We start from the raw sequence: 24,752 nt of genomic DNA, 5'->3' as shown, positions 1-24,752 counted from the left end.
GTCAGCCCAGCGTCAGCCAGGTGATGCCCAGCTCCCGCAACCGGGCGCGCTCGGCGTCCGACAGCGGTGTCCGCCCGGTGACGCGGCGCAGCAGCCCGGCGCGGTCCACGCCCAGCTCCCGCGCCGCCCGTGGTGCCGCCAGGCCGAACAGCAGGCCCTCGACGACCCCGGCGGCCTGCGCGGTCAGCCACGGCGCGACACCGAGGGCGTCGGCCAGGTCGAGGCCGTGCACGGCCAGCTCCACGACCCGGGTGACCTGGAAGTCGGTCAGCCGCATCGGGTCACCGTGGCGAGTGGTGACCAGCCGCGACCCCGAAACCCCGGCGACCCGGGCGACGACCTGCGCGGACATCTGCTCGAACCAGTCGATCAGCTCCGCCGGGGTGCGCTGCTCGGCGTACTCCTGCGCGGTGTCGACCCGCTGCCGGTCGGTCGCCGGGCTGAACCGCTCGTCGGGGGAGTAGTAGCGGGCCGTGTCGACCGGCGGCCCCGCCGGCGCGGGCGCGTCGAGCATCGCCAGGGTGCGCGACAGCGCGATCGCGGCATGCGCGAACTCGCCGCGCACCGTCCACGGCGGGCAGCACGTCGGCCGGTCCAGGTCCGCGACGGGGGCCGTGCGCAGCGCGGCGACCAGCGCGGCCGACTCGGCCGCGACCGCCGCGCCGACGGTGGTCTCGTCCGGGATCAACGAGGTGACCCGGAACCGCTCGGCGACCGCGACGGTGCCGTCGTCGACCGTGAAGTCCGGCTGCCCCAGGTATTCGCGCAGCTGCGGCGAGTGCCAGAAGTCCTCGTGCGCGGCCCGCCAGTCCGCGACGGTGGTGTAGCCCTCGCCCTCGTCGATCGCGTGTGCGAGGTCGATCTCGCCGACCGGCACCTGCCGCACCTCGGTGACCTCGAGGATCGCGACCGGCTGCCCGCCGGAGTCGATCAGGGTCGACCGGTGGCCGGGCAGCGGCAGCGGCTCGCCGTCGACCTCGTACCCGATCAGCAGCCCCGTCGTGGAGGTCTTGCTCCCGTCCAGCACCGCCGCCACGAGCTTGTCGCGCAGCGGCCCCGGAAATCCCAGTTCGTAATCGCCCAGCGAGTCGTAGACCACGCCGCCAGCCTAGATCAAGTGTCGACCGCGTCTGCCGGGACGGGCCGTCACCGCGACCCGGTCGCGCAGCGGCGCGTTATCGGCTTGACTCTCACGTAACGGGAGACTCGAACCTGGTTCTCGGAAGGGAGAGAACCGTGGCTTACACCGTGGGCAAGGTCGCCGAACTCGCCGGCGTGACCGTCCGGACGCTGCACCACTACGACGAGATCGGCCTGCTGTCGCCCAGCGAGCGCTCGGCCACCGGCTACCGCCGGTACGTCGACGCCGACCTGGAGCGGCTGCAGCAGATCCTGTACTACCGGGAGCTGCAGTTCTCGCTGGAAGAGATCGCGGCCATCCTCGACGATCCGCAGTCCGACGCGACGGCGCACCTGCGCCGCCAGCACGAACTGCTGACCGGGCGCATCAAACGAATGCAGGAGATGGTCACCGCGATCGAGTTCGCGATGGAGGCGAGCAAAGTGGGAATCAACCTCACCCCCGAGGAGCGCTTCGAGGTCTTCGGGGACTTCAACCCCGACGACTACACGGAGGAGGTGGAGCAGCGCTGGGGCGGTACGGACGCCTATAAGGAGTCCAGCCGGCGCACCGCCCGCTACACCAAGGACGACTGGCTGCGTAACAAGCAGGAGAACGAGGACTGGGGCCGCCGCTTCACCGCCCTGATGGACTCCGGCGCGCCCGCCGAGGGCCCCGAGGCGATGGACCTGGCCGAGGAGCACCGTCAGCTGATCAGCCGCTGGTTCTACGAGTGCAGCTACGAGATCCACACCGGCCTGGCCGACATGTACCTCGCCGACGACCGCTTCACCGCCACCTACGAGGCGATCAAGCCGGGCATGACCCAGTACCTCCACGACGCGATCCACGCCAACGCCGTGGCCCGCGCCTAAGACATCACGACGATCTTGCGTGTACGGCGGGTAAACCCCGGCGGGGCGAACCCGCGACAGTTCACGCAAGATCGTCGTGATCTCTGGTCAGGTCGTGGTCTTGATGTGGGTATCGGGGCCCGGGTAGAGGATTCCCTCGTGCTGGTCGTCCTCCCAGCGGACCGTGTACGGCGGGCTGCCGTCCTCGTGCGGCACCGCGGTGATCACCCCGATTCTGCGGTGGTCCCCGACGTGCGTGCCCTCGACGACGATGGTGTCGCCGACCTTTGCCTTCATGGCCTCCACCTCCTCGTCCATTGTCCGGACGAATCGGGGTCGGATGCACGTTTCGGGCAACCACGGCCCGCGTCGGCTGTGCCAGACTCCAGGCCATGGCCGTGTCCCTGGTGTACGAGACGCACTCGCCGACGCTGGACAACGAGGCCGGTATCGCGACCGGGTGGCTGCCCGGGCAGCTGTCGCCCACCGGGCTGAAAAGGGCCGCGGAGCTGGGCGAACGCCGTCGCGGCGAGCGGCTGGACCTGGTCGTCAGCTCGGATCTGCACCGGGCGGTGCAGACCGCGCGGATCGCGTTCGGTGGCAGCGGGGTCGAGCACCGCACCGATCCGCGCCTGCGGGAGATCAACTACGGGGAGCTCAACGGTATGCCGGTGGCGCGGCTGGACGCCGAGCGGGCCCACCGCGTCGACGTGCCGTTTCCGGGCGGGGAGTCCTACCGGCAGGTCGTGGAGCGCACCGCGGACCTGCTGGAGGAGCTGGCCGCCGACCACGACGGGCGACGGGTGCTGCTGGTGACGCACGCGGCCAACCGGTACGCCCTGGCCGTGCTGCTGGGCGGTGCGGACCTGGCCGAGCGGGTCGGCGCGCCGTTCACGTGGCAGCCGGGGTGGGAGTACACGCTGCCCGCGGGCTGGGTCAGGCCGGCGCCAGGACCCAGTGCAATGGGCTCTGCTCGGTGAAACCGGCCCGGCGCAGCACGTTCGCGCTGGCCTGGTTGTCGTACTCGAGGGTCGCCACGATCTGCCGCGCGCCGAGCTGGAACGCCAGCGCGACCAGCGCCGACGCGGCCTCCGCGGCGTAACCCCGGCCGCGCGCGGACTCGGCCAGGCCGTACCCGATCTCGACCGTGCCGGTGTCGTCGGGCGCGCCGTGGAAGCCCACGCCGCCCACCACCAGGCCGCTCGCGCGGACCTCGATCGTGTACGGCACCCACGGCCCGGCGGGCGCGCCCGCGCCCAGGTAGCCCCGGGCGGCGGCCTGGTCGCCCTCGAACGGGTAGTCGTCGGCCCAGCGCTGCTCACGCGGCGCGCCGTCGGCGATCCTCGCCGCCAGGATCGGGGTCAGGGGACGCAGCACCAGCCGCTCGGTCTCGATCACAAGTCCAGCAGCGTACCGGCGCGACGTACCCCCGTCTCGCCCACCGGGGACGAAACAGGCATCATGCCTCACATGACGTGGACCGCTCCCCAGATCACCCGCACCGACGAGCCGTACGCCGCCGACGAGCGCACCCTGCTGGACGGCCTCCTGGACCGCCACCGGGCCACCCTGCTGCACAAGTGCGCCGGGCTCACCGGGCAGCAACTCGTCACCGCGTCCGCGCCCCCGTCGACGCTGACCCTGCTCGGCCTGGTCCGGCACCTGGCCGACGTGGAGCGCACCTGGTTCCGCCGCCGGGTCCGCGGCGAGGCCGTCCCCGCGCTGTACGCCCACCCCGACGGCCGCCCCGGGGCCTCCTTCGACCTGGCCGACCCGGACCACGCCGCCGCCGACCTCGCCACGCTCGCCGCCGAGCAGCAGGCCTGCCGCGACGCCGTCGCCGCCGCCTCGCTGGACGACACCTTCACCCACGAGCGCCTCCACGAGACCATGACCCTGCGCTGGGTGTACCTGCACATGATCGAGGAGTACGCCCGCCACAACGGCCACGCCGACCTGATCCGCGAGGCCGTCGACGGTGTCACCGGCGAGTGAACCCGCCCGCTACGCTCGGAAGCGACCGCCAGAAGACCAGCTCAGGAGCCGTCGTCGTGTCCAGCGCCCCACCCGCCGAGACCTGGCGCGAGCGCCTGCACGCCGACTGCTCGCGCTGCTTCGCGCTGTGCTGCGTCGCGCCCGCGTTCGCCCGCTCCAGCGACTTCGCGATCGACAAACCCGCCGGCACCGCCTGCCCTAACCTGCGCGAGGACTTCCGCTGCGGCATCCACACCCAGCTGCGGGAGCGCGGCTTCGCCGGGTGCACCGTGTTCGACTGCTTCGGCGCGGGCCAGCAGGTCGCCCAGGTGACCTTCGGCGGCCGCGACTGGCGCGCCGCACCCGCCACGGCCCGGGACATGTTCGCCTCCTTCACGGTCATGCGGCACCTGCACGAGCTGCTGTACCTGCTGCACGAGGCGGTGTCGCTGCAGCCGGCCGGCTCGCTGGGCGCGGACCTGGCCCGGGTGCTGGCCCAGACCGAGCTGCTCACCGCCAGCACGCCCGCGGAACTGGCCGCCGTCGACGTCGACGCGCGCCGCCGCGAGGCCGCCGACCTGCTGCGCCAGACCAGCGCGGCGGTGCGCGGGCGCGGCGGGCCGCTCGGACCCGACCGGTCCGGGGCCGACCTGATGGGCGCGGACCTGCGGGATGTCGATCTGCGCCGGGGGAGCCTGCGCGGGACGTACCTGATCGGCGCCGACCTGCGCGGCGCGAACCTGCGCGGAGCCGATCTGCTGGGCGCGGACCTGCGCGGGGCGGACATCCGCGGCGCGGACCTCACCGGCTGCCTGTACCTGCTCCAGTCGCAGCTCGACGCGGCCCGCGGCGACCTCGGCACCCTGCTGCCGCCGACGCACACCCGCCCCGCCCACTGGCCCGCCACGCACACCGCCACCGGCGACGCGGGCAGCCGCGCCCGCCCGTCCCGCCCGGCGCGCAACCGCCCCGCCCGCCGCCGCTGAGCCCGGCGCGCGACCCGGCCGTTGCGCCCCCGCCAAACACCGAAGGCCGCGGCCCGGTCTGCGTGCCGCGCCTGCGCGTCGCACCGACCGGGGGAGCGCGGCAGCGTATGCCGAGGTCACGCGGTGTGGCGGTCACCGGCGGGCGAAGGCGGACATGTGTGGCTGTTCCGGCGGGTCCGGCAGCCGCTACCCTCAGTGTGTGGACCGCCGTGATCGCCGCAGTGCCGCGCCCCCGAGCGCGCGGCCGGGCCGCCGTGCGCTGGTGGCCCCGGACCTGACCGCGCTCGCCGGGCCGACCTCGGGGGTCGCGGTGCTGCCGCACCGGCTGTTCTGGCAGGCCGACCGCCGCGTCGAGCTGGACAACCCGCACCTGCTGCAGTGGATGTACGAGACGGTGCTGCGCGAGGCGAGCACCACCGAGGAGCTGCGGGCCTGGCTCGACGGGCCGACCCTGGTGCGGCTGTGGCCGCAGCTGTTCCTGCCGCGCGGGGTGCGCCAGGCGTGGGAGCAGCGGCACCCGGCGCTGCGCGCCGCCGACCGGCGGGCGATGACGGCCACCGGATGACGGTCGAGGAACTCCAGGTCGAGGTCGCGCGGATCGCGCTCGGTGTGGCACAGGCGCACGGGTTCGCCCTCGGCGGCGGGCACGCGCTCAACCTGTACGGCATCGTGCACCGCGCGACCGAGGACGTGGACCTGTTCACCGACGTCGACGGCGGGGTCCGCGCCGCCGGGGCACTGGTCGCCCGGGCGCTGGCCGCGGCCGGGCTGGACGTCGCGGCGTACGGCGACGACCTCGGCGAGGTCTTCGGCGGCCTCGACGACGAGCTCGTCGAGTTCCAGATCACGCGCGCCGACGCGGTGATGCGGCTGACCCTGGCCCGGTTCGACCGCAACCGGGGCACCGTCGTCATGGACATCGGCCCGGTGCTGCACGTCGAGGACGTGCTCGGCGGCAAGGTCGCCGCGCTGGCGACCCGGGCCGAGCCCCGCGACTACATCGACGTCGCGGGCGCGTTGCGCGACTACACCCGCGAGCAGCTCGTCGAGTTCGGCCTGCGGGCCGACCCGACCCTGTCCGACGAGGACTTCACCGCCGCCATGGCCCGCCTCGACCGCCTGTCCGACGACGTCTGGCAGCACCTCTACGGCCTGTCCCCGCAAGCCTGCGCCACCGTCCGCGCCGCCTTCACCACCTGGCCCCGCCCCTGACCCGAACGAAGGAAGGGCACCTTCACAACGCTCCGCGTTGTAGAAGGTGCCCTTCCCATCCCCACTCCCGGCGGGCGCCTGGTCACGGTGGGGGCGCCACAGCCCGTCTTGCGGCGGCCGTCTCCGGTCACGGCGCGCCGGGTATTCCGCGCGACCCGACGCGGGGCGGCCATTAGCCTCAGCCGGTGACCGACGATCTGCTGAACCGCCTCGAACGCTTCTACGACGCCGTGCCCCGCGACCGGACCGCCGTGGAACGGCACGGCGGCCTCGAACTGTTCCTGCGCCAGAACACGCCGTACCCGTTCTACGCCCGGCCGGTGCTCGGCGGGCCCGTCCCGACCGCGGCCGACATCGCCGCCGTACGCGCCCGCCAGCGCGAACTCGACGTGCCCGAGGCATTCGAGTGGGTTGACGAGACCACCCCAGGACTGCTGGCGCTGGCCGAAGCCTCCGGCTTGTCGGTGCTGCGCGCCCCGCTGCTCGTGCTCGACCCCGCCCGGCTGCCCGCCGACACCGGCGCGGCCCGCATCGTCGCCGCCGACGCCCCGGACGCCGCCGCCGACCTGGCGGCGATCGCCGCCGTCGCGCACGTCGGGTTCGGCTCTCCGGGCACTGCGTCCGGCGAGGCTGGGCCGGCCGAACGCGACGGCGCGCTGAACGTCCCCGACGGTGAAGCGCTGGCCCGGCAGCTCGCCGACATCCGCAGCGGCGTACGCGCCCACGCCGTCGCCGAGCTGCCCGGCCAGGGCGCGGCGGCCAGCGGTCTCTACCAGCGCGCAGGTGACGTCGCCGAGATCGTCGGAGTGGCCACGCTGCCCTCGGCGCGCCGCCGCGGCCTCGGCGGGGCCGTCACCGCGCTGCTCGCCCGCCACGCCCTCGACCAGGGCGCGGCGCTGGTGTTCCTGTCCGCGGCCTCGGAGGATGTGGCGCGGGTGTACGAGCGCCAGGGCTTCGTCCGCGTCGCCACCGCCTGCATCGCCGACCGCTGCTAATTCCATAGTCGATATCAGCAATCCCGACCTTTCGGTCGGGACGGTTCTTGCCTCACCGTAGCGTTGTCGCTTGGGTTTGGCGATGATCTCCCGTTTCTGTCCGCTGGTGCGGGATTGCGCCACCTGCCCGCCCACCCGGCCGCCTGGGCGGTCGGGTGGTGGCGCAGGTCTTACGGTCGGCTCCACGGGGGTTCGACGCTTGCGCGTCCTGGTCTCCGGCCACTCCGGTACCAGCCTTGACTGCCGCCGCCAGGGCGGCGAGGTTACGGGCCGACGCTCCGCGAGGAAAGGAAGGGCACCTTCCACAACGTATGGCGATGTGAAGGTGCCCTTCCTTTCACGTCGGGCAGGCGACGGAGGCCGTCGGTCAGATGGGTTCGACGCCGACGGGCAGCCGGGACCAGGCCGACTCCTCGTGTACGTAGGCCAGCAGCACCTCGCGCAGGGCGCGGGCGGCGTGGGTGGGCGTGACGTCGCGGCGGTGGGCCAGGGCGATGGTGCGCTGCACGCCCGGCGGGGCCAGGGGAGTGGACCGCAGCCGGGTGCGGCCCGACAGGACCAGGGACGGCACCAGCGCGACGCCCAGGCCCGCCTCGACGAAGCCGAGCACGGCGTCCATCTCGCCGCCCTCGATCGCGAACGTCGGCGTGAACCCGGCCCGGCGGCACGCCTCCAGGGTGGCGTCGCGCAGGTCGTAGCCCGGTCGGAACATGACCAGCGGCTGCCCGTCGAGCTCGGACAGGCTCAGCGCACCGGCCTCGGTCGGCGGGGGCAGCGTCGCCGAGGACGCGACGACCAGGCTCTCGCGCAGGATCGGCTCGGCCCGCAGCGCCGGGTCGGTGCCCTGGTCGGGCAGCACGATCAGGGCCAGGTCCAGGCCGCCGCGGGCGAGCTTGCCGACCAGGTCCTGCGAGCCGCCTTCTTCGAGCATGAGGCGTACGCCCGGGTAGCCCTCCTGGTAGCGGCGCAGCACCGGGGCGACGAGGCTGGTGCACAGGCTGGGCGTGGCGCCCAGGCGCAGCCGGCCGCGGCGCACCCCGATCAGCTCCTGCACCTCCAGCCGCGCGGTCTCGACGTCGGCGAGGATGCGCCGGGCGCGGGGCAGCAGCGCCTCCCCGGCCGGGGTGAGCATGATGTTGCCCCGCGAGCGGGTGAACAGCGGCGCGCCCAGCTCGGTCTCCAGGACGTGGATCTGCTTGCTGAGCGACGGCTGGGTCACCCCGGCCTGCTCGGCCGCCTGGGTGAAGTGCCGGGTGTCGGCGACCGCGACGAAGTACTTGAGCTGCTGCAGCTGCATGCTCATAGGTTAGGGCTATCGAAATCGCTTCGGCCATGCCCCCGGGTGCCGGAAAGTCCGTTCATGCTGGCAGTGAGGTTGGCCACGTGCTGAGGGAAACGTCACAGGGTGTCCAGTGGGTGGGACCACGTCCGCGCTGCTGAAGGTGATCTTTCAGCACGCGTTCAGGTGTGCAGGAGGTTTCCAGATAGTCACCGGCTATGGACACAGCGGCTCCCATGCATTGGACGCCTGATCCACTTCGCCCTAGCCTCCGAGGCGTGGCAGTAGCGAATCAGACCCTCTCCCGACCTGGACTTTTCCGTTCCTCGGTCGGCCTCAAGGTCATCATGGCGATCTCGGGCGCGGCACTCGTGCTGTTCCTGCTCGCGCACATGATCGGCAACCTCAAGATCTTCTTCGGCGCGGAGGCGTTCGACCACTACGCGCACTGGCTGCGCGAGATCGGCGAGCCGCTCCTGCCGTACTCGGGCTTCCTGTGGATCCAGCGGGTCGGCCTGCTGGCCGCGCTGGGCCTGCACATCTGGTCGGCGGCAGTGCTGACGATCCGCGCCCGCAAGGCCCGCCCGGTCAAGTACGCCCACCGCAAGCCGGTCCAGGGCAGCTACGCCGCACGCACCATGCGCTGGGGCGGGGTGATCGTCTTCTTCTTCGTGGTCTACCACATCCTGGACCTGACGACCCGGACGTTCAACCCGGTCGCCGACACCGCCCAGGCCAACGCCGCCGTCGTGCAGGGCTTCGCCCCCGAGCGCTGGTACGTCACCGCCTTCTACGTCCTGGCCGTGGTCACGCTCGGGTTCCACCTGCGCCACGGCATCTGGAGCGGGCTGCAGACCCTCGGTGTCAGCAACGCCCGCCGCGAGCGCGTGCTGAAGGGCACCGCGTTCGCCGTCGCCTTCGTCACCTGCGCGGGCTTCCTCGCCGTTCCGTTCGCCGTACTCACAGGGTTGGTGAAATGACCATGACGGACTACTACACCCTCGGTGACCCGGTCGCCGACACCAAGGCGCCCGACGGCCCGATCGAGACCCGCTGGGAGCGCCGCCGCTTCGGCGCGAAGCTGGTCAACCCGGCCAACAAGCGCAAGCTGACGGTCATCGTGGTCGGCACCGGCCTGGCCGGCGGCAGCGCGGCGGCGACCCTGGGCGAGCTGGGCTACCAGGTCAAGTCGTACTGCTACCAGGACTCCCCGCGCCGTGCGCACTCCATCGCGGCGCAGGGCGGCATCAACGCCGCCAAGAACTACCGCAACGACGGCGACTCGGTGCACCGGCTGTTCTACGACACCGTCAAGGGCGGCGACTTCCGTAGCCGCGAGTCCAACGTGCACCGCCTGGCGCAGATCTCCGTGCAGATCATCGATCAGTGCGTGGCGCAGGGCGTCCCGTTCGCCCGTGAGTACGGCGGCCTGCTCGACACCCGCTCCTTCGGCGGCGCGCAGGTCTCCCGGACCTTCTACGCCCGCGGCCAAACGGGCCAGCAGCTGCTGCTCGGCGCGTACCAGGCGCTGGAGCGCCAGATCGCGGCCGGCACCGTGACGATGCACGACCGGCACGAGATGCTCGAACTGATCATCGTGGACGGCCGGGCCCGCGGCATCGTGGTCCGCGACCTGGTCACCGGCGAGATCAGCACCGAGTTCGCCGACGCGGTCGTGCTCGCCTCCGGCGGGTACGGCAACGTGTTCTTCCTGTCCACCAACGCCAAGGGCTGCAACGTCACCGCCTCGTGGCGGGCGCACCGCAAGGGCGCGCTGTTCGCCAACCCGTGCTACACGCAGATCCACCCGACGTGTATCCCGGTCTCCGGCGACCACCAGTCGAAGCTGACCTTGATGTCGGAGTCGCTGCGCAACGACGGCCGGGTGTGGGTGCCCAAGGCCAAGGGCGACAACCGGGTCCCGGCCGACATCCCCGAGGACGAGCGCGACTACTACCTGGAGCGCATCTACCCGGCGTTCGGCAACCTGGTGCCGCGCGACATCGCCTCGCGCGCCGCGAAGAACGTCTGCGACGAGGGCCGCGGCGTCGGCCCCGGCGGCCTGGGCGTCTACCTGGACTTCGCCGCCGCGATCGGCCGCCTGGGCCGCGACGCGGTCGAGGCCAAGTACGGCAACCTGTTCGAGATGTACCAGCGCATCACCGGCGAGGACCCGTACACCACGCCGATGCGCATCTACCCGGCCGTGCACTACACCATGGGCGGCCTGTGGGTGGACTACGACCTGCAGTCGACGATCCCCGGCCTGTTCGTGATCGGCGAGGCGAACTTCTCCGACCACGGCGCGAACCGCCTGGGCGCGTCCGCGCTGATGCAGGGCCTGGCCGACGGCTACTTCGTGCTCCCGAACACCATCGGCGACTACCTGGCCGCGGGCCCGTTCCCGAAGCTGGACGCCGAGAACGCCGAGGTGGCCGAGGCGCGCAAGCTGGTCGAGGACCGCATCGAGAAGCTGCTGTCGATCAACGGTGACCGCACCGTCGACTCGTTCCACCGCGAGCTGGGCCGCATCATGTGGGAGTACTGCGGCATGGAGCGCACCGACGCGGGCCTGCGCAAGGCGATCAGCGAGATCCGCGAGCTGAAGGCCGAGTTCTGGCAGCGGGCCAAGGTGCCCGGCGACGGCGAGGGCCTCAACCAGTCCCTGGAGCGGGCCGGCCGGGTGGCCGACTTCTTCGAGCTGGCGGAGCTGATGTGCATCGACGCGCTGCACCGCGAGGAGTCCTGCGGCGGCCACTTCCGCGCCGAGAGCCAGACCGAGGAGGGCGAGGCGCAGCGCGACGACGACACGTTCAGCTACGTCGCGGCCTGGGAGTTCGGCGGCGACACGCCGGTCCTCCACAAGGAGGACCTGACCTTCGAGTACGTACACCCGAGCCAGCGGAGCTACAAGTGACCGAGAAGCTGATGAGCCTGAAGCTGCGCATCTGGCGGCAGGCCGACGCGGCGGACAAGGGCAGCATGGTGACGTACCAGCTGCAGAACGTCTCCCCGGACATGTCGTTCCTGGAGATGCTCGACGTGCTCAACGAGCGCCTGACGCTCGACGGCGAGGACCCGGTCGCGTTCGACCACGACTGCCGCGAGGGCATCTGCGGCGCGTGCAGCCTGGTCATCAACGGTGTGCCGCACGGCCCGGAGAAGGCGACCACGACCTGCCAGCTGCACATGCGGCACTTCAACGACGGCGAGACGATCGACATCGAGCCGTGGCGGGCCGCCGCGTTCCCGGTCGTGAAGGACCTGGTCGTGGACCGCCGCGCCTTCGACAAGATCATCCAGGCGGGCGGGTACATCTCCGCGCCGACCGGCTCCGCGCCGGACGCGCACGCGACCCCGGTGCCCAAGGCCGACGCCGACCTCGCCTTCGAGGCCGCGACCTGCATCGGCTGCGGCGCGTGCGTCGCGGCGTGCCCGAACGGCTCCGGCATGCTGTTCACCGCCGCGAAGATCACCCACCTGGGCCTGCTCCCGCAGGGCCAGCCCGAGCGCGACACCCGCGTCATCGACATGATCAACGCGCATGACGAGGCCGGCTTCGGCGGCTGCACCAACACCGGCGAGTGCACCTCGGTCTGCCCCAAGGGCATCCCCCTGGAGACCATCGCCCGCCTCAACAAGGACTACCGCCAGGCCCTGCGCGCCTCCAGCTGAGGTCTCGAACGAAGGAAGGGCACCTTCTTAACGGACGTCCGTCAAGAAGGTGCCCTTCCTTCGTTCTCCGCCTGCGGCGGCGGGGCGGGGCGGTCAGCGGGTGGTGAGCCAGAGTGTCCAGCCGAGCAGGCCGAGTAGCAGCAGCCCGCCCGCGCGGCGGGTGTGCAGGAACGCGATCGGGGCCCACCACAGCGGCCACACCGGGTTCTGCGCAGACGGCTCGGCGGGCACCGGCCGGTTGAACGCCGCGACCGCCTTGACCAGCAGCGGGATCGCGAACACCACCAGCAGCGCGGGCCACGGCAGCGCCCGCACCGCCACCAGCACCGCGACGCCCACATAGAACGCGACCATCATCGCCTGGGTCAGCCGCTTGGCGGCCCGCTCGCCGATCAGCACCGGGAACGTCCGCGTGCCGGCCGGGCCGTCGTATGGCAGCTTGTCGATGTGCTTGGCCATCAGCACCGTCGTCGGCAGCAGCGCGTACACCGTCGCCGCGGCCACCACCTGCCACGGCAGCGTGCCGGTGCCCGCGTAGTACACCCCGCCGACCATCAGCGGACCCCACGTGATCAGCACGTCCAGCTCGCCCAGCCCGATCTTCTTCAACCGCAGCGGCGGCGCCGTGTACGCGTACGACAGGATCAGCCCGCCGACCGCGAACGCGACGATCCACCAGTCCTGCCGCACCACCAGCGTCGCCATGATCGCCAGATCGATCACCTGGCAGAGCAGGATGCCCACCACCAGCTGCTTCTTGGTGACCAGCCCGGCCAGGATCGGATGCGGGGCGTACAGCGCCCGGGGATAGTCGGCCGTGTCGCTGCCGACCTCGGTGTCGGCGAGGTCGTTCATGAGGTTGTTCGCCAGATGCGCCACGACGATGCCGACCACGGCCAGGGTCACGTTGAGCCAGTCGACCGTTGCGTCGGACACTGCGGCCAGCAGGACCGCCAGCAAGCCCGAGGTCAGCGTCATCGGCAGCACCCCCGCCCGGGTCACCACCAGCCACCGGGTCACCCCGTCGACGACACCCTGCTCAGGCGGGTTCGTGGTGAGGAACGCGTACCGCCACGCCGCCAGCCGCGCCTTCAGCGGCAGCGGTGAAGTCTCAGCCGTCACGGCCGTACGGTACCCCCGCCGACGCCGTAGGCACACGGCCCGCAGCCCACCTGCGTCGAAACGGGCTCGTCGCCCCACGGCAGGCCGCCCGTCGCCCGCAGCCGCGTATATGCCCGCGCGTGCGTATTCGTCGCGGGACGGGTTCATGGCCCGAGCCGAATGCGGCTCCGGCGACGCACACCCGCGTCCCGCGAGCGGGCGCGGCCGGATGCTCACAGCACGTTGGCCACGAGCACTTCCTCCAGCCAGCCGGGCACGGCGGGGCCGTACTTCTCCAGCGCCTCGGCGTCCGCTCCCTCCAGGGAGCGCTGCCAGGACAGGGCCCGGCTCACCTTCGCGGCCTGCACCGCGGGCTCGACCTCGGCGGCCAGCTCGGCCCGGCTGCCGTACCCGGTCCACGGCTCCAGGTAGGCGTCGCGCAGCCGGGCCAGCAGCGGATCACCGGGCTTGAGGCTGTAGCGGTCGGCGGCGACCCGCATGGCGATCAGCAGCACCGCGAACGGGTGCGCCACCGACGCGTCACCCCAGTCGAAGAACCGGTACCCGTCGCCGACCAACACGTTCCCGTCGTGCAGGTCGTCGTGCTGCACCGTCACCGGCAGCGGACTCGCCGCGACCCGCTCGCACAGCAGCCGATACTCCGGTTCGTAGGCCCGCAACCGAGCCTGCTGCTCCGCGGGCAGGGCTCCGCCGACACCCGGATCGTCGAGCAGGGCCGCGAAATGGCCGGGCAGCTGCGCGGCGGTCATGTCCGGCACGCCCAGCGCGACCATCTCGGCAGCCCGCGGCACGAGGTCACACTGCAGCTCGGCGTGCCTGGCCAGCAGCTCCTCCCAGTGCGCCGGGTCGTCTGCGGCGACCTCGCGCAGCGTGCGGCCCCCGTCAGGCAGCAGCGACCAGCCGAGCTCGCCGTCGATCGCGATCGGTTCCAGGACCCGTCCCGGGGCCCAGCGCCCGAGCGCGTCCAGCAGCCGGGCCTCGTACGTCGAGCAGTGCCCGTTGGCCTTGAACCACACCACGGTGTCGCCGACGGGAACCTTGGCCAGCACCGACCATGGCCGCACCCGCGTCTGCTCGACCGGCCCGGCGGCCGTCAGCCCCGCTCCGGCCAGCGTGTCGTCGATCCAGGCCAGGGCCTGGGCCCAGTCGGGTGTCACCGTGTTGTCCATGCCGGGCAGGCTACCGGCGCGCCCATCCGACCCGCCCGCCATTTCTACCTGCCCACCCGGCGCGAGGAAAGGAAGGGCACCTTCTACAACACATAGCGATGTGAAGGTGCCCTTCCTTTCCTCTGACGGTGCGCTTCGCCTCAGACGGCGACGATGAGCAGGGCCGAGATGAGCAGGGCGAGCAGGTGCAGGGCCTGGTCGGCGGCGTACATGCCGCACACGGGGGTGGTCAGCTCGGCGAAGTTGCGGGAGCCGGTGGCCCGGAGTAGGGCCCGAACCGGCCAGCGGCGGTCCAGTAGCGCGTGGGTGGCCACGGAGAACGCCAGGCCCGCGGCGATGCCCCAGCCCGACAGCGGCAGCCGCAGCACGGCGGTGGTGCCGGCCAGCAGCACGGCCATGGTCACGTGGTAGCCGGCCAGGTGCCCGGCCATCGCCGCCCAGCCGCGCCGGCCGGGCGCGGCTTTGCCCTCCGCCTGCCGGTCGGTCTGCGCGACGTGGTCGCCGAGCTGGTGCCCGACATACAGCACGAGGAGCACCACGGCGAAGGTGGCCGCGCGGGCCACCACCATCGGGTCGGCAACGGTGGACATGCCCTCCATGGTGGCTCGCTTCAGCGCGTCCTGCTGCGATCCAGCCGACAGTTTCGATGTGTGCTGCACTACGGAGTGAGCGTGGATTGTGGCCTGGAACTCGTTCGGTCCGCTCGGTAGGGTGGCGGGTTCAGCGAAACCGACCACGGGGAGTCCACATGTCGTACGCCGCGCTCGTCCGGCCCGCGATCGACCGCGTCTACATCGGAATGCGCGACGCCGCCCGCGACCCGGTGCGCCGCCTGACCGAGCAGACCGGGCTGCGCCAGGGTCTGAACAGCAGCTTCTACTTCGGGCTGCTCGCCCGGCCGATGCCCGCCGACGCGTTCGCCGCGGTCACCGCCTACGGCGCGGGTGACATGAGCGACGAATTGGAGCAGGCCATCATGACCGTCGACGATGCCGGAACGTGGTCGCTGACCGACTCGGGCCGGGCGTACACGCTGGCGTTGCAGCAGGTGATCGCCGACGCGGCGCAGGAGCGGTGGGCCCAGACGTTCCGCGGCGCGCTGCCGGGCGAGGCGGCGCTGCCGCGGCTGGCCGAGCTGCTCGCCGTGCTGCTCAAGGCCGGTGAGGCCACCGGCGGTCCCGCGTTCCGGGCGGCGACGCCGGTGTACGAGCCGGCCGGCGCCTCTTCCGCGATGCAGGTCAGCACCCGGCTGGGCGCGCTGCGCCACCACCGCGGCGACGCGCACCGGGCCGCCTGGGCCGCCGCCGGGCTGACCCTGGACCAGCTGCGTGCCCTGTCGCCGACCGACCCCGTGCGGGTGTCGATCGAGCGGGACACGAACCGCCGCGACGAGCCGGTCTACGACGCACTGACCGACGCCGAGCGCTGGGAGCTGCTGGGCCTGCTGGCCGCCCTGCCGAACTGAACCGGTGGGCCCGGGCCGCTTCCCCGGCGGCCCGGGCCCACCGCGACCTACAGGCCCAGGCCTTCCAGCACCGCCGCGCCGGGCAGTCCGGCCAGCACCTTGCCCGGCACGATGATCTTCCCGCGCCGGTTGCCGGACCCGATCACCACGTACGGCGCGTCCGCGACGGCGGCGTCCACCAGCACCGGCCAGCCGTCGGGCAGCCCGATCGGGGTGATGCCGCCGTACTGCATCCCGGTCAGCTCCACGGCCTCGTCCATCGGCGCGAACGACGCCTTGCGCGCCCCGAGGTGCTTGCGGACCAGACCGTTGACGTCGGCGCGGGTGCTGGCCAGCACCATGCACGCGGCGTAGGTCACGTCCTGGCCGCGCTTGGCGGCCACCACCACGCAGTTGGCGGACAGCTCCGGGGCCACCTCGTACGCCTGGCCGAAGTTGCCGGTGTCGGCCAGCTCCGGGTCGGTGTCGACGACCAGCACCGACTCGACCGGCTCGGTGCCTGACCAACCCGCCAGGGCCTCGGCCACGGGCGCGGCGACGAGGTCGGCGCGGTCCACGGCGGGCCAGGCCGCCTCGAAGTTCCCGATCGGTGCAGCAGACATGCGACCGATGCTACCCAGACAACCGATAAGCTCGGCGTTGCCATGGAGGGTTGCCAGCTGTTCCCGATTGTGCCGACGAAGGTCGTCAGGCATGGGCATGTATGGTGCCGGGGTGGGGCGTGTGGGCCGGGGTGGCCGGGGGTGAGGAAGTTCGAGCTCCGGCCGGGTTTTGTGGTGCAAGCGTACCGGTTTGCTCTTGACCCGAACGTGGGCCAGGAGGCCGGGTTGCGTTCGCATTGCGGTGCGGCGCGTGCTGCGTACAACTGGGCGGTGTCGTGGGTGACGGCGTCATGGTGGCAGCGTAGGGCCGAGCAGTCCTATGGCATCGTCGACGAGGAGCAGCTCACCCCGTGGCGGCCGCAGTCGCTGCCTGCGTTGCGGAAGGCATTCAACGAGGTCAAGCACACCGATCCGCGGTTCGCCGACTGGTGGGCCGAAAATTCGAAAGAGGCCTACAGTACTGGTCTGGCCAATGCGGCGGTGGCGTTCGACAACTACACCGCCTCCCGCCAAGGCGTGCGCAAAGGCAGGGCGATGGGAATGCCCCGGCGCAAGTCCAAGCGTCGGGCGCGCTTGTCGTGCCGGTTCACGACCGGCGCGATCCGGGTCGAGGCCGACCGCAGGCACGTGACGTTGCCTCGGTTGGGCACGATCCGGGTCCATGAGAACACTCGCAAACTTCAGCGCCGCCTGGCCGCCGGCACGGCCCGGATCCTGTCGGCGACGGTGAGCTTCGCGCGTGGTCGCTGGTTCGTGTCGTTCCAGGTCGAAATCATCCGCGACGCCCCCCGTCCCGCCCCGCCGGGCACGGCCGTCGGCGTTGATCTGGGGGTCAAGCATCTGGCGGTGCTGGCCGACAGCACAGGGAAGATCACTTACGTGCCCAATCCTGGGTACTTCGATGCCGCGCTGGGCCGGCTGCGTCGACTGTCGCGGCGGGTCTCGCGCCGCCAAGGCCCCGACCGGCGTACCGGGCGCACCCCGTCGCGGCGGTGGGTCAAAGCCGACGCCGAACGCAACCGAGTCCACCACCGGGTGGCGAACCTGCGCACTGACGCCCTGCACAAGCTCACCACCAGCATCCGGGCCGATTACGCCACGGTGGTGGTCGAGGACTTGAACGTGGCGGGGATGATGGCCAACCGCCGTCTGGCCCGCAAGATCGCTGATGCCGGGTTCGGGCAGATACGCCGACAATTGACCTATAAAGGCGAGTGGGCCGGTGGGGTCACCATCGCGGCCTCGCGCTGGTTCCCGTCCTCGAAGACCTGCTCGGACTGCGGCGCGGTGAAGACCAAGCTGCCGCTGCACGTCCGGACCTTCAAATGCGGGCAGTGCCCGTTGGTCATGGACCGTGATGCCAACGCGGCCCGTAACCTTGCTGCCCTTGCCACCCTGGCGGCGGCGGCTGGATCGACTGGTACCGGAGGGGCCGGAGACCAGGACGCGCAAGCGTCGAAACCTCGTGGAGCCGACCGTAAGACCCGCACCACCACCCGACCGCCTCGGCGGCCGGGTGGGCGGGCAGGTGGCGCAATCCCGCACCAGCGGACAGAAACGGGAGATCATCGCCAAACCCAAGCGGTCACGCTTCGGCGAGGCATGAACCTTCCCGATCGAAAGGTCGGGATTGCTGATGTCTGACTATGGAATCAGCAACGGATGTCTGTTCTGCGAGATCGTGGCCGGGGCACGCCCGGCGTGGCTGGTGCACGCCGACGACACGGTCGTCGCGTTCCTCGACACCCGCCCGGTGTTCCCCGGGCACGTGCTGGTGGTGCCGCGCGGACACGTGCCGACCCTGCACGACCTGCCCGCCGACGCCGTGGGCGGCTACTTCCAGCAGGTGCAGCGCATCGCCGGGGCCGTCGAGTCGGCGATGTCGGCCCAGGGCACCTTCGTCGCCCTCAACAACAAGATCAGTCAGAGTGTGCCGCACCTTCACACCCATGTCGTGCCGCGCCGCAAGGGCGACGGCCTGCGCGGCTTCTTCTGGCCCCGCACCAAGTACACCGACGACGCCCAGGCCCGCGAGCACGCCGACGCCATCGCCGCCGCGCTCGCCGCCTGAACCGGGCGTGCGGCGAAGGGGCAGCCGCCCCCTCGCCGCACTGGCGGTCAGCGAGCCGGGACGGTCTCGCGGAGGAAGTCCAGCAGAATCGGGTTCAGCTCGTCAGGCCGCTCCATGCTCGGCAGGTGCCCGGCCCAGTCCAGGTGCACATGACGCGACCCGGCGAACTGCTTGTTCAGCCGCACCGCGATGTCGTGGAAGTCGGCGAAGTCGTGCTCGCCGGACACCAGCAGCACCGGGGCGGTGACCGCGGCGAGGTCGACGTCGTGCTTGACCGAGCCGTGCTCCTCCTCCTGCGGGGCGAGCTGCACCTCGAACGCGTGCCGCTGCATCCGCCGCACCAGGTCGCGGGTCGCGTCGTCGGCGAACGGGCCGACCCACGCGGTGACGTTGAGCTCCGTCGCCCCGGCGACGTCGCCCGCTTCCAGCAGCGCGTCCTCCTGGTCGCCGAACGCGCGCAGGCGCTCGCTCGGCTCGTGGTCGGCGACGGCGGTGCACAGCAGCGCCAGTGCGGTCGTGCGCTGCGGGAAGCGGGCCGCGAACTCCAGCGCGACCCGGCCGCCGCCGGACGCGCCGATCAGCGCGGCCTGCTCGGCGCCGAGCTCGTCGAGCAGGTCGGCGACGTCGTCGGCGTTGTTGTAGGGCCGGTCGGGCATCGGGCTGTCGCCGAAGCCGCGCAGGTCGCAGCGCACCACGCGGTAACCCGCGCCGGTCAGGGCCGGCACCTGCGGGTCCCACATGCGCCGGTCGCAGACCGTGGAGTGGAGCAGGACGATCGTCGGGCCGTCACCGGCCACGTCATGTGAAAGAGTCATCGCGGGCCAGGCTAGTGATCAAGGCGGAGCCGCGCCTCCGAGTTATCCCACCGGTGATCTTGCTCACCGCGCCGACTGGAACACCGCCGTCGTCGTGGCCAGGACGTACACGAACAGCAGCACCACGGCCAGCATCGCGGCCCGGATCGCCAGCATCCACGCCTTGCGAGCCGTCTTCACCCCGGCCTTGGCCTTCGGCACGCCGGCGACCGCGGACTTGTACCCGGCGCCCGCCTGCTGCATCTTCAGCCAGCGCCGGCCGACCAGGATCCCCAGCAGCACTCCGATAATGCCGATCATCAGCGCGTCCCCGGACATGCACAAAAAATAACGGCTCGATCGACTCAGTGCGATACCTCATTCATCCACAATGTCCGCCCGCTTCGGGCGCTCAGTGCGGATACACCCGTGGGATCCGGGTGTCCGTCTCGTGGCGGAACTCCTCGATCGCGACGCTGACCTGCCGCATCACGTGCGTGCCCTCGATCCGGTCGAGCAGCAGGTTGCGCGCCGCCAACCCGGCCAGGTCGACGGTGAAGTACACCGCCATCAGCGGGTTGACGAACAGCCGGCTGCCGCCGGTGCGGCGGGTGAACTGCACGTCGCCGTGCAGGCCCTGCAGCGCCGCGGCGATCTGCCCGTTGACGATGCTCGGCCAGCCCGGCGTCAGCGCCCGCGCGTGCACGACCGCCTCCACGTATGCCCGCGCCTGCGGCGAGTCGCCCGGGATCGATAGCGCGCCCAGGTACGCCCCGGCCTGGTCGAGCTCGGCGAGGTTCTCCAGCACCTGCACATGGTTGACGCCGTGGTACGCGTCGATGCCGAACCCGAGGCAGCAGACCAGCTTGATGCCCACGTCCAGCCCGGCGACCGCGGCGAGGCTGGTCATGTCCTCCTCGGGCGTGCCCAGCCCGGTCTCGTCACCGCGCATCAGGATGTCGGTGCCGCCGTCGACCAGCACGATCGCGTCGGGCCGCAGCAGGTCCACCAGCGCCCGGTACGCCGCCCGCAGCGGCTGCACGCCCGTCTTCGGGAAGGCGTACACCGTCGACGGCAGCCCGTTGAGGTCCAGCCACTGCGCGAGGGTCCGCTCGGGGAAGTAGCCGTCCAGGCCCTCGGTCGCCGGGCCGACCGCGGCCAGGTCAGGCTCCAGCCACACCTCGACGTCCAGGGCGTGCAGGTCCGCGAAAGACAGGTTCGCCAGGTGCACCTGAACGCCGTCGCCGTGCAGCTGCAGGGCCAGCGGCAGTCCCGCGTACACATCGAAGCCGCCCCCGGCACCGGCGATCAGGACACGCTCGCATCCGGCCAGCGCCTCGAACAGCCCCGGCGTGCGCAGCGACGCCATCAGACGGGATCGGCGGGGAAGTACCGCCCGGCCAGCGCCAGGTATTCGTTGGACTCCAGGAACCGGCCCAGCACGAACCCCGACGCCGGGGTGAACGCCCGCCCGCTGAGCACGTCCTCGCCCGCCACGAACTCGGCCAGCACCCCCGGCTGCGCCACGATGTCGGGATTCCACGCCGGGGTGCCCGCGGCGAAGAAGAACACGTCGGTACGGGTGCCCGGCAGGAACCCGTGCCAGAACAGCGCCGGCTCGCCGTCGACCGGCAGACCGGTCTGCTCGGCGATGTGCCGCTTGGCGGCGTTGACCGGGCTCTCCCCGGGCCGGATCGCGCCCCCGGGCAGGCTCCACCGGTTGGCCCGCACCGCGGACTGCTCGTCGCGCATCCGCAGCAGCACGGCTCCGGTCCGGCCCACCAGGGCGGTCAGCACGATACGGGTGGTCATGGGGCGAGCCTACTTCGCATCGTCACCCCCGCGCTGTCCCGCGACGGCGGCTGTCGGACCGGCGGCATAGTCTGGCCACATGGCCGAACCGAAGACGACGAAGAACGACGGCGACGTCGAGGAGTTCCTCGCGGGGGTCGCCGACGCCCGCCGCCGCGCCGACGCCCAGGCCGTCTGCGAGCTGATGGAGGACGTCACCGGCCAACCGCCGGTCATGTGGGGCAGCGCCATCGTCGGCTTCGGGCAGTACCGCTACGTCTACGCCTCCGGCAAGCAGGGCGACTGGCCTGCCGTCGGCTTCTCCCCGCGCAAGCAGGCCCTGGTCCTGTACGTCGCCGAAGGCTTCGACGTGCACGGCGACCTGCTGTCCCGGCTCGGCCCGGTCACCACCAGCAAAGCCTGCGTGTACGTGAAGAAGCTCGCCGACGTCGACACCGCCGCCCTGCGCGAGCTCGTCGCCGCGGCGTTCACCCAGGTCCACGGGAAGACGATCACCAGCTGACCGGCCGTGCCGACGGCGGACCCGCCCGGCTGGTCACCTAGAGTGAGCCGGTGCTGATCCTGCTGCCGCCCTCGGAGGGCAAGGCCGACACCGGCTCCGGCAAACCGCTCGACCTGGCACGGCTGTCCCTGCCCGCCCTGCACCCCGCCCGCGAGCAGGCCCTCGACGCGCTGATCGCGCTGTGCGCCGGCGACGCCGACACCGCCGCGGACACCCTCGGCCTCAGCCCCGGCCTGCGCGGCGAGATCACCCGCAACACGCAGCTGCGCACCGCCAGGGCACTGCCCGCGGGCAGCCTGTACACCGGCGTGCTCTACGACAACCTGGGCCTGGCCGACCTGCCCGCCCCCGCCAAGACCCGCGCCAAGCGCACACTGCTGATCTTCTCCGGGCTGTGGGGCGCGCTGCGCATCGACGACCGCGTCCCGCCGTACCGCTGCGCCATGGGCGTCCGCCTGCCCGGCGTCGGCCTGCTCAGCACCCACTGGCGCGACGCCATGGCCCAGGCCCTGCCCGAAGCCGCGGGCACCGGCCTGGTCCTGGACCTGCGCTCGTCGATGTACACCCCCGCGTGGACCCCCCGCGGCGACGTCGCCGCCCGCACCGCGACCGTGCGCGTCCTGCACGAGCGCAACGGCGCCCGCACCGTCGTCAGCCACTTCAACAAGGCCACCAAGGGCCGCCTCGTCCGCGACCTGCTCCTCGACGGCGCCAACCCGCGCACCCCGGCCGAGCTCGCCACCGCCCTGCGCGACCTCAAACACACCGTCGAAGAGCTGCCGCCCGCCAAACCCGGCCGCCCCTGGCAGCTCGACATCGTCGTCACCGAGCTCTGAACTAAATCCTTTGTGCCGGGCGGCCATCGCCGCCTACGGTATGCACACCACCCGGTCAGGACAGGAGGACAGCGATGCGAGCCCAGCACGATCAGCGATGGTCCCCGTCCCGCCGTGCCGTGACCCGCTCGTGGTCCACGGCCGACACCGACGATCCGACCCCGGGTGACCGGCGCGGCTGAGCGCCACGCGAACGGCCTGCGCCGCCCGCGCCCCGGATCACCGGGGACGGGCGGTTTCTTGTTCTCCACGCACGCGGGTGTAGCTCAACGGTCAGAGCGCCGGCCTCCAAATCCGAAGGTTGCGGGTTCGAATCCTGCCGCCCGTGCGACACAACTTCATACGCTGCCGGTGTGGCTCAGTGGTGAGAGCACCCGCCTGTCGAGCGGGGGGTCGCGGGTTCGAATCCCGTCACCGGCGCAGCGCACGGTTTAGCGCCGTGAAAAGGGGTATCTCCTCCTGCGAAGGAGGAACTCGATGGACACCGGACAGATCATCATCTTGCTGATCGTGCTCGCCGCCGTCGCGGCCGCCGCGTACGTCGCCTGGACGGCCATGCGCCGCCAGTCGCTGCGCCGCCGCTTCGGCCCCGAGTACGACCGCGCCGTCGCCGAGCACGACACCAGGACCGACGCCGAGCGCGACCTGCGCGACCGCGAGCGCCGCCACGCGGAGCTGGAGCTGCGCGAGCTCAGCCCGCAGGACCACGCCCAGTTCGTGGTCCGCTGGCACGCGCTGCAGTCGCACTTCATCGACGCCCCGGCCGACGCGGTGGGGGAGGCCGACGTGCTGGTCCGCGACCTGATCACGGCGCGTGGGTACCCGGCCGACGACGACGAGGAGCAGCTCGCGCAGCTGTCCGTCGACCACGCCGCGACGCTCGCCTCGTACCGCGAGGCCAAGGAGATCGCCGACCGCAACAGCCGCGGCGAAGCCGGCACCGAGGACCTGCGGGTCGCGGTGGTCCGCTACCGCGAGCTGGTCGCCCAGCTGCTCGGCGAGGACCCGGTGCCCGCGAACCCCACCCCCGCCGCGGAGCGCGACACCGCCGCGGCTGCCACCCCCCGCCGTGACGAGGAGGTCCACGCATGACCTACGACACCCGAGCCCAGTTCAGCCACGGTCTCGTCGACTCCGACGACGACAACCGCCCGCCGCGGCACGACGGCGTGCCGCACCAGGACCGCACCGACGACGTCGTCGACGGCGAACTCGTCGACAACGAGCCGGAGCACCGTCACGACCAGGACGGTGCCGTATCCGCCGAGGACGCGGCACGCGATGGTGACCCGGTCGAGCCGGTGGACCTCGACGGCTTCGGCGGCACCACCGAGGGCGGCCACGACGTCGCCACCCCCGACGACGGCGACACTTCGGCTCTGGAGGACACCGCCGCCACCGAGCCCGCCGCCACCGACGACCCCGCTCACCCCGAGGCGCACCTCGGCGAGGACCCGGACGAGCGCTTCGACCCGGTCGTCCCGGCCGACGAGGTGCAGGACGAGACGGTCGCGCAGGCCGTGAACGCCGACGACGAGCCCGCCGACACCGAGACCAGGACGCTCGACGACCTGGCCGATGTGGAGGTCCCGGCCGACGACGCCCTCACCGACGAGGCCGTGGCCCGCGACGACACCCCCGACGACGAACCCACCCCGGCCGATCAGGCGGTGGAGGACCTGACCACGCCCGGTACGCCCGTCGACGAGTCCGCCGTCGCCGAACTCACCGGTGCCGACGACACGAACCACCCTGAGGCGACGGCCGACGAGACCCCGGCCGCCGACGACGCGGTGGTCGTGGGCGGCCCGGACGCGGTCGACCCGCCCGCGGCCGAGCCTGCCGACGTCGGTGCGCTGGTCGCCGCGGCATCGCTGTGGCCCGCGGCGGCCGCCGAGGACCTGCGGGACCGGTGGCAGGCCGCGCAGCTGCGGTTCGTCGACGACCCGCCGGCGGTGGCGGCGGAGCTGCGTGACCTGGTCGGTGAGGCCGTACGCACGTTGCAGGAGTCGCTGGCCGACCGGCAGCGGGAGCTGGACGACGCGTTCGGCGACGCCGGCGCGGACACCGAGCAGCTGCGGCTGGCCGTGCAGCGCTACCGCGACTTCCACCAGCAGCTGCTGGAACGGTAAAGACTCCCGGCGGCCGCCTCCTACCTGCCACGTATCGGCCGCCGCCGGGCACGTTTCGCGGGACGTCCCACCTCGGGGGGCGAGAGGGTCAGGCCCTCGGCCGCGCCGGTGACGACGGTCAGCGACTTGGTGAGCTCGGTGAAGCCCTTCGC

Annotated in this window: 28 protein-coding genes, 2 tRNA genes and 2 pseudogenes; 19 read left to right on the top strand and 13 right to left on the bottom strand. The window is 72.1% G+C overall.

Going from position 1 to position 24,752, the window contains the following annotated elements; all coding sequences use genetic code 11:
- Position 1: 1 nt before the first annotated feature.
- Positions 2-643, bottom strand: a pseudogene (locus tag AB0B35_RS37295) (maleylpyruvate isomerase N-terminal domain-containing protein); the annotation flags it as partial.
- Positions 644-682: 39 nt separating this feature from the next.
- Positions 683-1,084: pseudogene (locus AB0B35_RS37290) on the bottom strand (ASCH domain-containing protein); the annotation flags it as partial.
- 152 nt (positions 1,085-1,236) lie between these two features.
- Here AB0B35_RS37290 and AB0B35_RS37285 point away from each other — a divergent pair.
- Positions 1,237-1,995, top strand: coding sequence for a MerR family transcriptional regulator (locus AB0B35_RS37285; RefSeq protein WP_360541215.1), 759 nt, complete (start codon positions 1,237-1,239; stop codon positions 1,993-1,995).
- An 87-nt stretch (positions 1,996-2,082) separates the two neighbouring features.
- On the opposite strand, the gene AB0B35_RS37280 is transcribed toward AB0B35_RS37285, so the two are convergent.
- Positions 2,083-2,271 carry a DUF1918 domain-containing protein gene (locus AB0B35_RS37280; RefSeq protein WP_203694847.1) on the bottom strand — a complete coding sequence of 63 codons (189 nt, stop codon included), beginning with the start codon at positions 2,269-2,271 and terminating at the stop codon, positions 2,083-2,085.
- A gap of 95 nt (positions 2,272-2,366) precedes the next feature.
- On the opposite strand from AB0B35_RS37280, the gene AB0B35_RS37275 reads away from it, so the two are divergent.
- On the top strand, positions 2,367-2,954 hold the full coding sequence (locus tag AB0B35_RS37275) for a histidine phosphatase family protein (RefSeq protein ID WP_361055201.1): 588 nt from the start codon (positions 2,367-2,369) through the stop codon (positions 2,952-2,954).
- On the opposite strand, the gene AB0B35_RS37270 is transcribed toward AB0B35_RS37275, so the two are convergent.
- The gene (locus AB0B35_RS37270) at positions 2,911-3,372 is read right to left on the bottom strand and encodes a GNAT family N-acetyltransferase (protein WP_361055198.1); all 462 of its coding nucleotides are present in this window, start codon (positions 3,370-3,372) and stop codon (positions 2,911-2,913) included. The genes AB0B35_RS37275 and AB0B35_RS37270 overlap by 44 nt on opposite strands.
- A gap of 72 nt (positions 3,373-3,444) precedes the next feature.
- On the opposite strand from AB0B35_RS37270, the gene AB0B35_RS37265 reads away from it, so the two are divergent.
- The 5 genes from AB0B35_RS37265 to AB0B35_RS37245 all read left to right on the top strand — a co-directional run bounded on the left by AB0B35_RS37265 (position 3,445) and on the right by AB0B35_RS37245 (position 7,141).
- Positions 3,445-3,969 carry a DinB family protein gene (locus tag AB0B35_RS37265; protein WP_361055195.1) on the top strand — a complete coding sequence of 175 codons (525 nt, stop codon included), beginning with the start codon at positions 3,445-3,447 and terminating at the stop codon, positions 3,967-3,969.
- 56 nt (positions 3,970-4,025) lie between these two features.
- Positions 4,026-4,934, top strand: a complete 909-nt coding sequence (locus AB0B35_RS37260) for a pentapeptide repeat-containing protein (RefSeq protein WP_361055192.1) — start codon at positions 4,026-4,028, stop codon at positions 4,932-4,934.
- 199 nt (positions 4,935-5,133) lie between these two features.
- Positions 5,134-5,499, top strand: coding sequence for a hypothetical protein (locus AB0B35_RS37255; RefSeq protein ID WP_361055189.1), 366 nt, complete (start codon positions 5,134-5,136; stop codon positions 5,497-5,499).
- The gene (locus AB0B35_RS37250) at positions 5,496-6,146 is read left to right on the top strand and encodes a nucleotidyl transferase AbiEii/AbiGii toxin family protein (protein ID WP_361055186.1); all 651 of its coding nucleotides are present in this window, start codon (positions 5,496-5,498) and stop codon (positions 6,144-6,146) included. Before AB0B35_RS37255 ends, AB0B35_RS37250 begins: the two co-directional genes overlap by 4 nt.
- A gap of 185 nt (positions 6,147-6,331) precedes the next feature.
- On the top strand, positions 6,332-7,141 hold the full coding sequence (locus AB0B35_RS37245; protein WP_361055183.1) for a GNAT family N-acetyltransferase: 810 nt from the start codon (positions 6,332-6,334) through the stop codon (positions 7,139-7,141).
- A gap of 367 nt (positions 7,142-7,508) precedes the next feature.
- Here the strand turns inward: AB0B35_RS37245 and AB0B35_RS37240 are convergent, their stop codons facing one another.
- Positions 7,509-8,444 carry a LysR substrate-binding domain-containing protein gene (locus AB0B35_RS37240; RefSeq protein ID WP_361055180.1) on the bottom strand — a complete coding sequence of 312 codons (936 nt, stop codon included), beginning with the start codon at positions 8,442-8,444 and terminating at the stop codon, positions 7,509-7,511.
- A 254-nt stretch (positions 8,445-8,698) separates the two neighbouring features.
- Here AB0B35_RS37240 and AB0B35_RS37235 point away from each other — a divergent pair, with 254 nt between their 5' ends.
- Genes AB0B35_RS37235 through AB0B35_RS37225 form a run of 3 tightly spaced genes read left to right on the top strand, consistent with a single transcriptional unit; the run spans position 8,699 to position 12,095 of the window.
- Entirely contained in the window at positions 8,699-9,400 is a 702-nt protein-coding gene (locus AB0B35_RS37235) for a succinate dehydrogenase cytochrome b subunit (protein ID WP_361055177.1), read from the top strand.
- The gene (locus tag AB0B35_RS37230; protein WP_361055174.1) at positions 9,397-11,337 is read left to right on the top strand and encodes a fumarate reductase/succinate dehydrogenase flavoprotein subunit; all 1,941 of its coding nucleotides are present in this window, start codon (positions 9,397-9,399) and stop codon (positions 11,335-11,337) included. Before AB0B35_RS37235 ends, AB0B35_RS37230 begins: the two co-directional genes overlap by 4 nt.
- Before the next feature lie 11 nt (positions 11,338-11,348).
- Positions 11,349-12,095: a succinate dehydrogenase/fumarate reductase iron-sulfur subunit gene (locus tag AB0B35_RS37225; protein WP_360541275.1), complete on the top strand. Its 747-nt coding sequence runs from the start codon at positions 11,349-11,351 to the stop codon at positions 12,093-12,095.
- A gap of 93 nt (positions 12,096-12,188) precedes the next feature.
- On the opposite strand, the gene AB0B35_RS37220 is transcribed toward AB0B35_RS37225, so the two are convergent.
- From AB0B35_RS37220 to AB0B35_RS37210, 3 genes are all read right to left on the bottom strand, one after another.
- The gene (locus tag AB0B35_RS37220) at positions 12,189-13,217 is read right to left on the bottom strand and encodes a prenyltransferase (RefSeq protein ID WP_361055171.1); all 1,029 of its coding nucleotides are present in this window, start codon (positions 13,215-13,217) and stop codon (positions 12,189-12,191) included.
- 212 nt (positions 13,218-13,429) lie between these two features.
- Positions 13,430-14,386: a phosphotransferase gene (locus AB0B35_RS37215; RefSeq protein WP_361055168.1), complete on the bottom strand. Its 957-nt coding sequence runs from the start codon at positions 14,384-14,386 to the stop codon at positions 13,430-13,432.
- A gap of 140 nt (positions 14,387-14,526) precedes the next feature.
- Positions 14,527-14,976, bottom strand: a complete 450-nt coding sequence (locus AB0B35_RS37210; protein ID WP_361055165.1) for a DUF3307 domain-containing protein — start codon at positions 14,974-14,976, stop codon at positions 14,527-14,529.
- Positions 14,977-15,134: 158 nt separating this feature from the next.
- On the opposite strand from AB0B35_RS37210, the gene AB0B35_RS37205 reads away from it, so the two are divergent.
- Positions 15,135-15,851 (top strand): hypothetical protein, encoded by a 717-nt coding sequence (locus AB0B35_RS37205; RefSeq protein WP_360541242.1) that lies wholly within the window; start codon positions 15,135-15,137, stop codon positions 15,849-15,851.
- Positions 15,852-15,898: 47 nt separating this feature from the next.
- On the opposite strand, the gene AB0B35_RS37200 is transcribed toward AB0B35_RS37205, so the two are convergent.
- A complete protein-coding gene (locus AB0B35_RS37200; protein WP_361055162.1) occupies positions 15,899-16,453 on the bottom strand; it encodes a YbaK/EbsC family protein in 555 nt (184 codons plus the stop codon).
- Positions 16,454-16,594: 141 nt separating this feature from the next.
- Between AB0B35_RS37200 and tnpB the strand changes: the two genes are divergently transcribed.
- Both tnpB and AB0B35_RS37190 read left to right on the top strand, forming a co-directional pair.
- Positions 16,595-18,097: an IS607 family element RNA-guided endonuclease TnpB gene (tnpB, locus tag AB0B35_RS37195; protein WP_360541245.1), complete on the top strand. Its 1,503-nt coding sequence runs from the start codon at positions 16,595-16,597 to the stop codon at positions 18,095-18,097.
- A complete protein-coding gene (locus AB0B35_RS37190) occupies positions 18,090-18,524 on the top strand; it encodes an HIT family protein (RefSeq protein ID WP_360541247.1) in 435 nt (144 codons plus the stop codon). The genes tnpB and AB0B35_RS37190 overlap by 8 nt, the downstream gene beginning before the upstream one ends.
- A gap of 47 nt (positions 18,525-18,571) precedes the next feature.
- Here the strand turns inward: AB0B35_RS37190 and AB0B35_RS37185 are convergent, their stop codons facing one another.
- The 4 genes from AB0B35_RS37185 to AB0B35_RS37170 form a co-directional block, all read right to left on the bottom strand.
- Positions 18,572-19,339: an alpha/beta hydrolase gene (locus tag AB0B35_RS37185; protein ID WP_360541249.1), complete on the bottom strand. Its 768-nt coding sequence runs from the start codon at positions 19,337-19,339 to the stop codon at positions 18,572-18,574.
- A gap of 63 nt (positions 19,340-19,402) precedes the next feature.
- Positions 19,403-19,657, bottom strand: coding sequence for a hypothetical protein (locus AB0B35_RS37180; protein ID WP_360541251.1), 255 nt, complete (start codon positions 19,655-19,657; stop codon positions 19,403-19,405).
- 73 nt (positions 19,658-19,730) lie between these two features.
- Positions 19,731-20,687 (bottom strand): DUF1152 domain-containing protein, encoded by a 957-nt coding sequence (locus tag AB0B35_RS37175; protein ID WP_361055159.1) that lies wholly within the window; start codon positions 20,685-20,687, stop codon positions 19,731-19,733.
- On the bottom strand, positions 20,687-21,130 hold the full coding sequence (locus AB0B35_RS37170) for an NUDIX domain-containing protein (protein WP_361055156.1): 444 nt from the start codon (positions 21,128-21,130) through the stop codon (positions 20,687-20,689). Before AB0B35_RS37170 ends, AB0B35_RS37175 begins: the two co-directional genes overlap by 1 nt.
- Positions 21,131-21,209: 79 nt before the next feature.
- Here AB0B35_RS37170 and AB0B35_RS37165 point away from each other — a divergent pair, with 79 nt between their 5' ends.
- The 6 genes from AB0B35_RS37165 (at position 21,210) to AB0B35_RS37140 (ending at position 24,600) form a co-directional block, all read left to right on the top strand.
- Positions 21,210-21,632: a DUF1801 domain-containing protein gene (locus AB0B35_RS37165; RefSeq protein WP_361055153.1), complete on the top strand. Its 423-nt coding sequence runs from the start codon at positions 21,210-21,212 to the stop codon at positions 21,630-21,632.
- 50 nt (positions 21,633-21,682) lie between these two features.
- The gene (gene yaaA / locus AB0B35_RS37160; protein WP_361055150.1) at positions 21,683-22,468 is read left to right on the top strand and encodes a peroxide stress protein YaaA; all 786 of its coding nucleotides are present in this window, start codon (positions 21,683-21,685) and stop codon (positions 22,466-22,468) included.
- A 255-nt stretch (positions 22,469-22,723) separates the two neighbouring features.
- Positions 22,724-22,796: transfer RNA gene (locus tag AB0B35_RS37155), tRNA-Trp, on the top strand.
- 19 nt (positions 22,797-22,815) lie between these two features.
- A tRNA-Asp gene (locus AB0B35_RS37150) sits at positions 22,816-22,888 on the top strand.
- Positions 22,889-22,945: 57 nt separating this feature from the next.
- Positions 22,946-23,560, top strand: a complete 615-nt coding sequence (locus AB0B35_RS37145) for a hypothetical protein (protein ID WP_360541261.1) — start codon at positions 22,946-22,948, stop codon at positions 23,558-23,560.
- Positions 23,557-24,600, top strand: a complete 1,044-nt coding sequence (locus AB0B35_RS37140; RefSeq protein WP_361055148.1) for a hypothetical protein — start codon at positions 23,557-23,559, stop codon at positions 24,598-24,600. Before AB0B35_RS37145 ends, AB0B35_RS37140 begins: the two co-directional genes overlap by 4 nt.
- Positions 24,601-24,752: the final 152 nt, after the last annotated feature.

Source organism: Catellatospora sp. NPDC049133 (assembly GCF_040648455.1).
Classification (GTDB): Bacteria; Actinomycetota; Actinomycetes; order Mycobacteriales; family Micromonosporaceae; genus Catellatospora; species Catellatospora aurea.
This window is presented reverse-complemented; position numbering and strand designations above follow the sequence as displayed.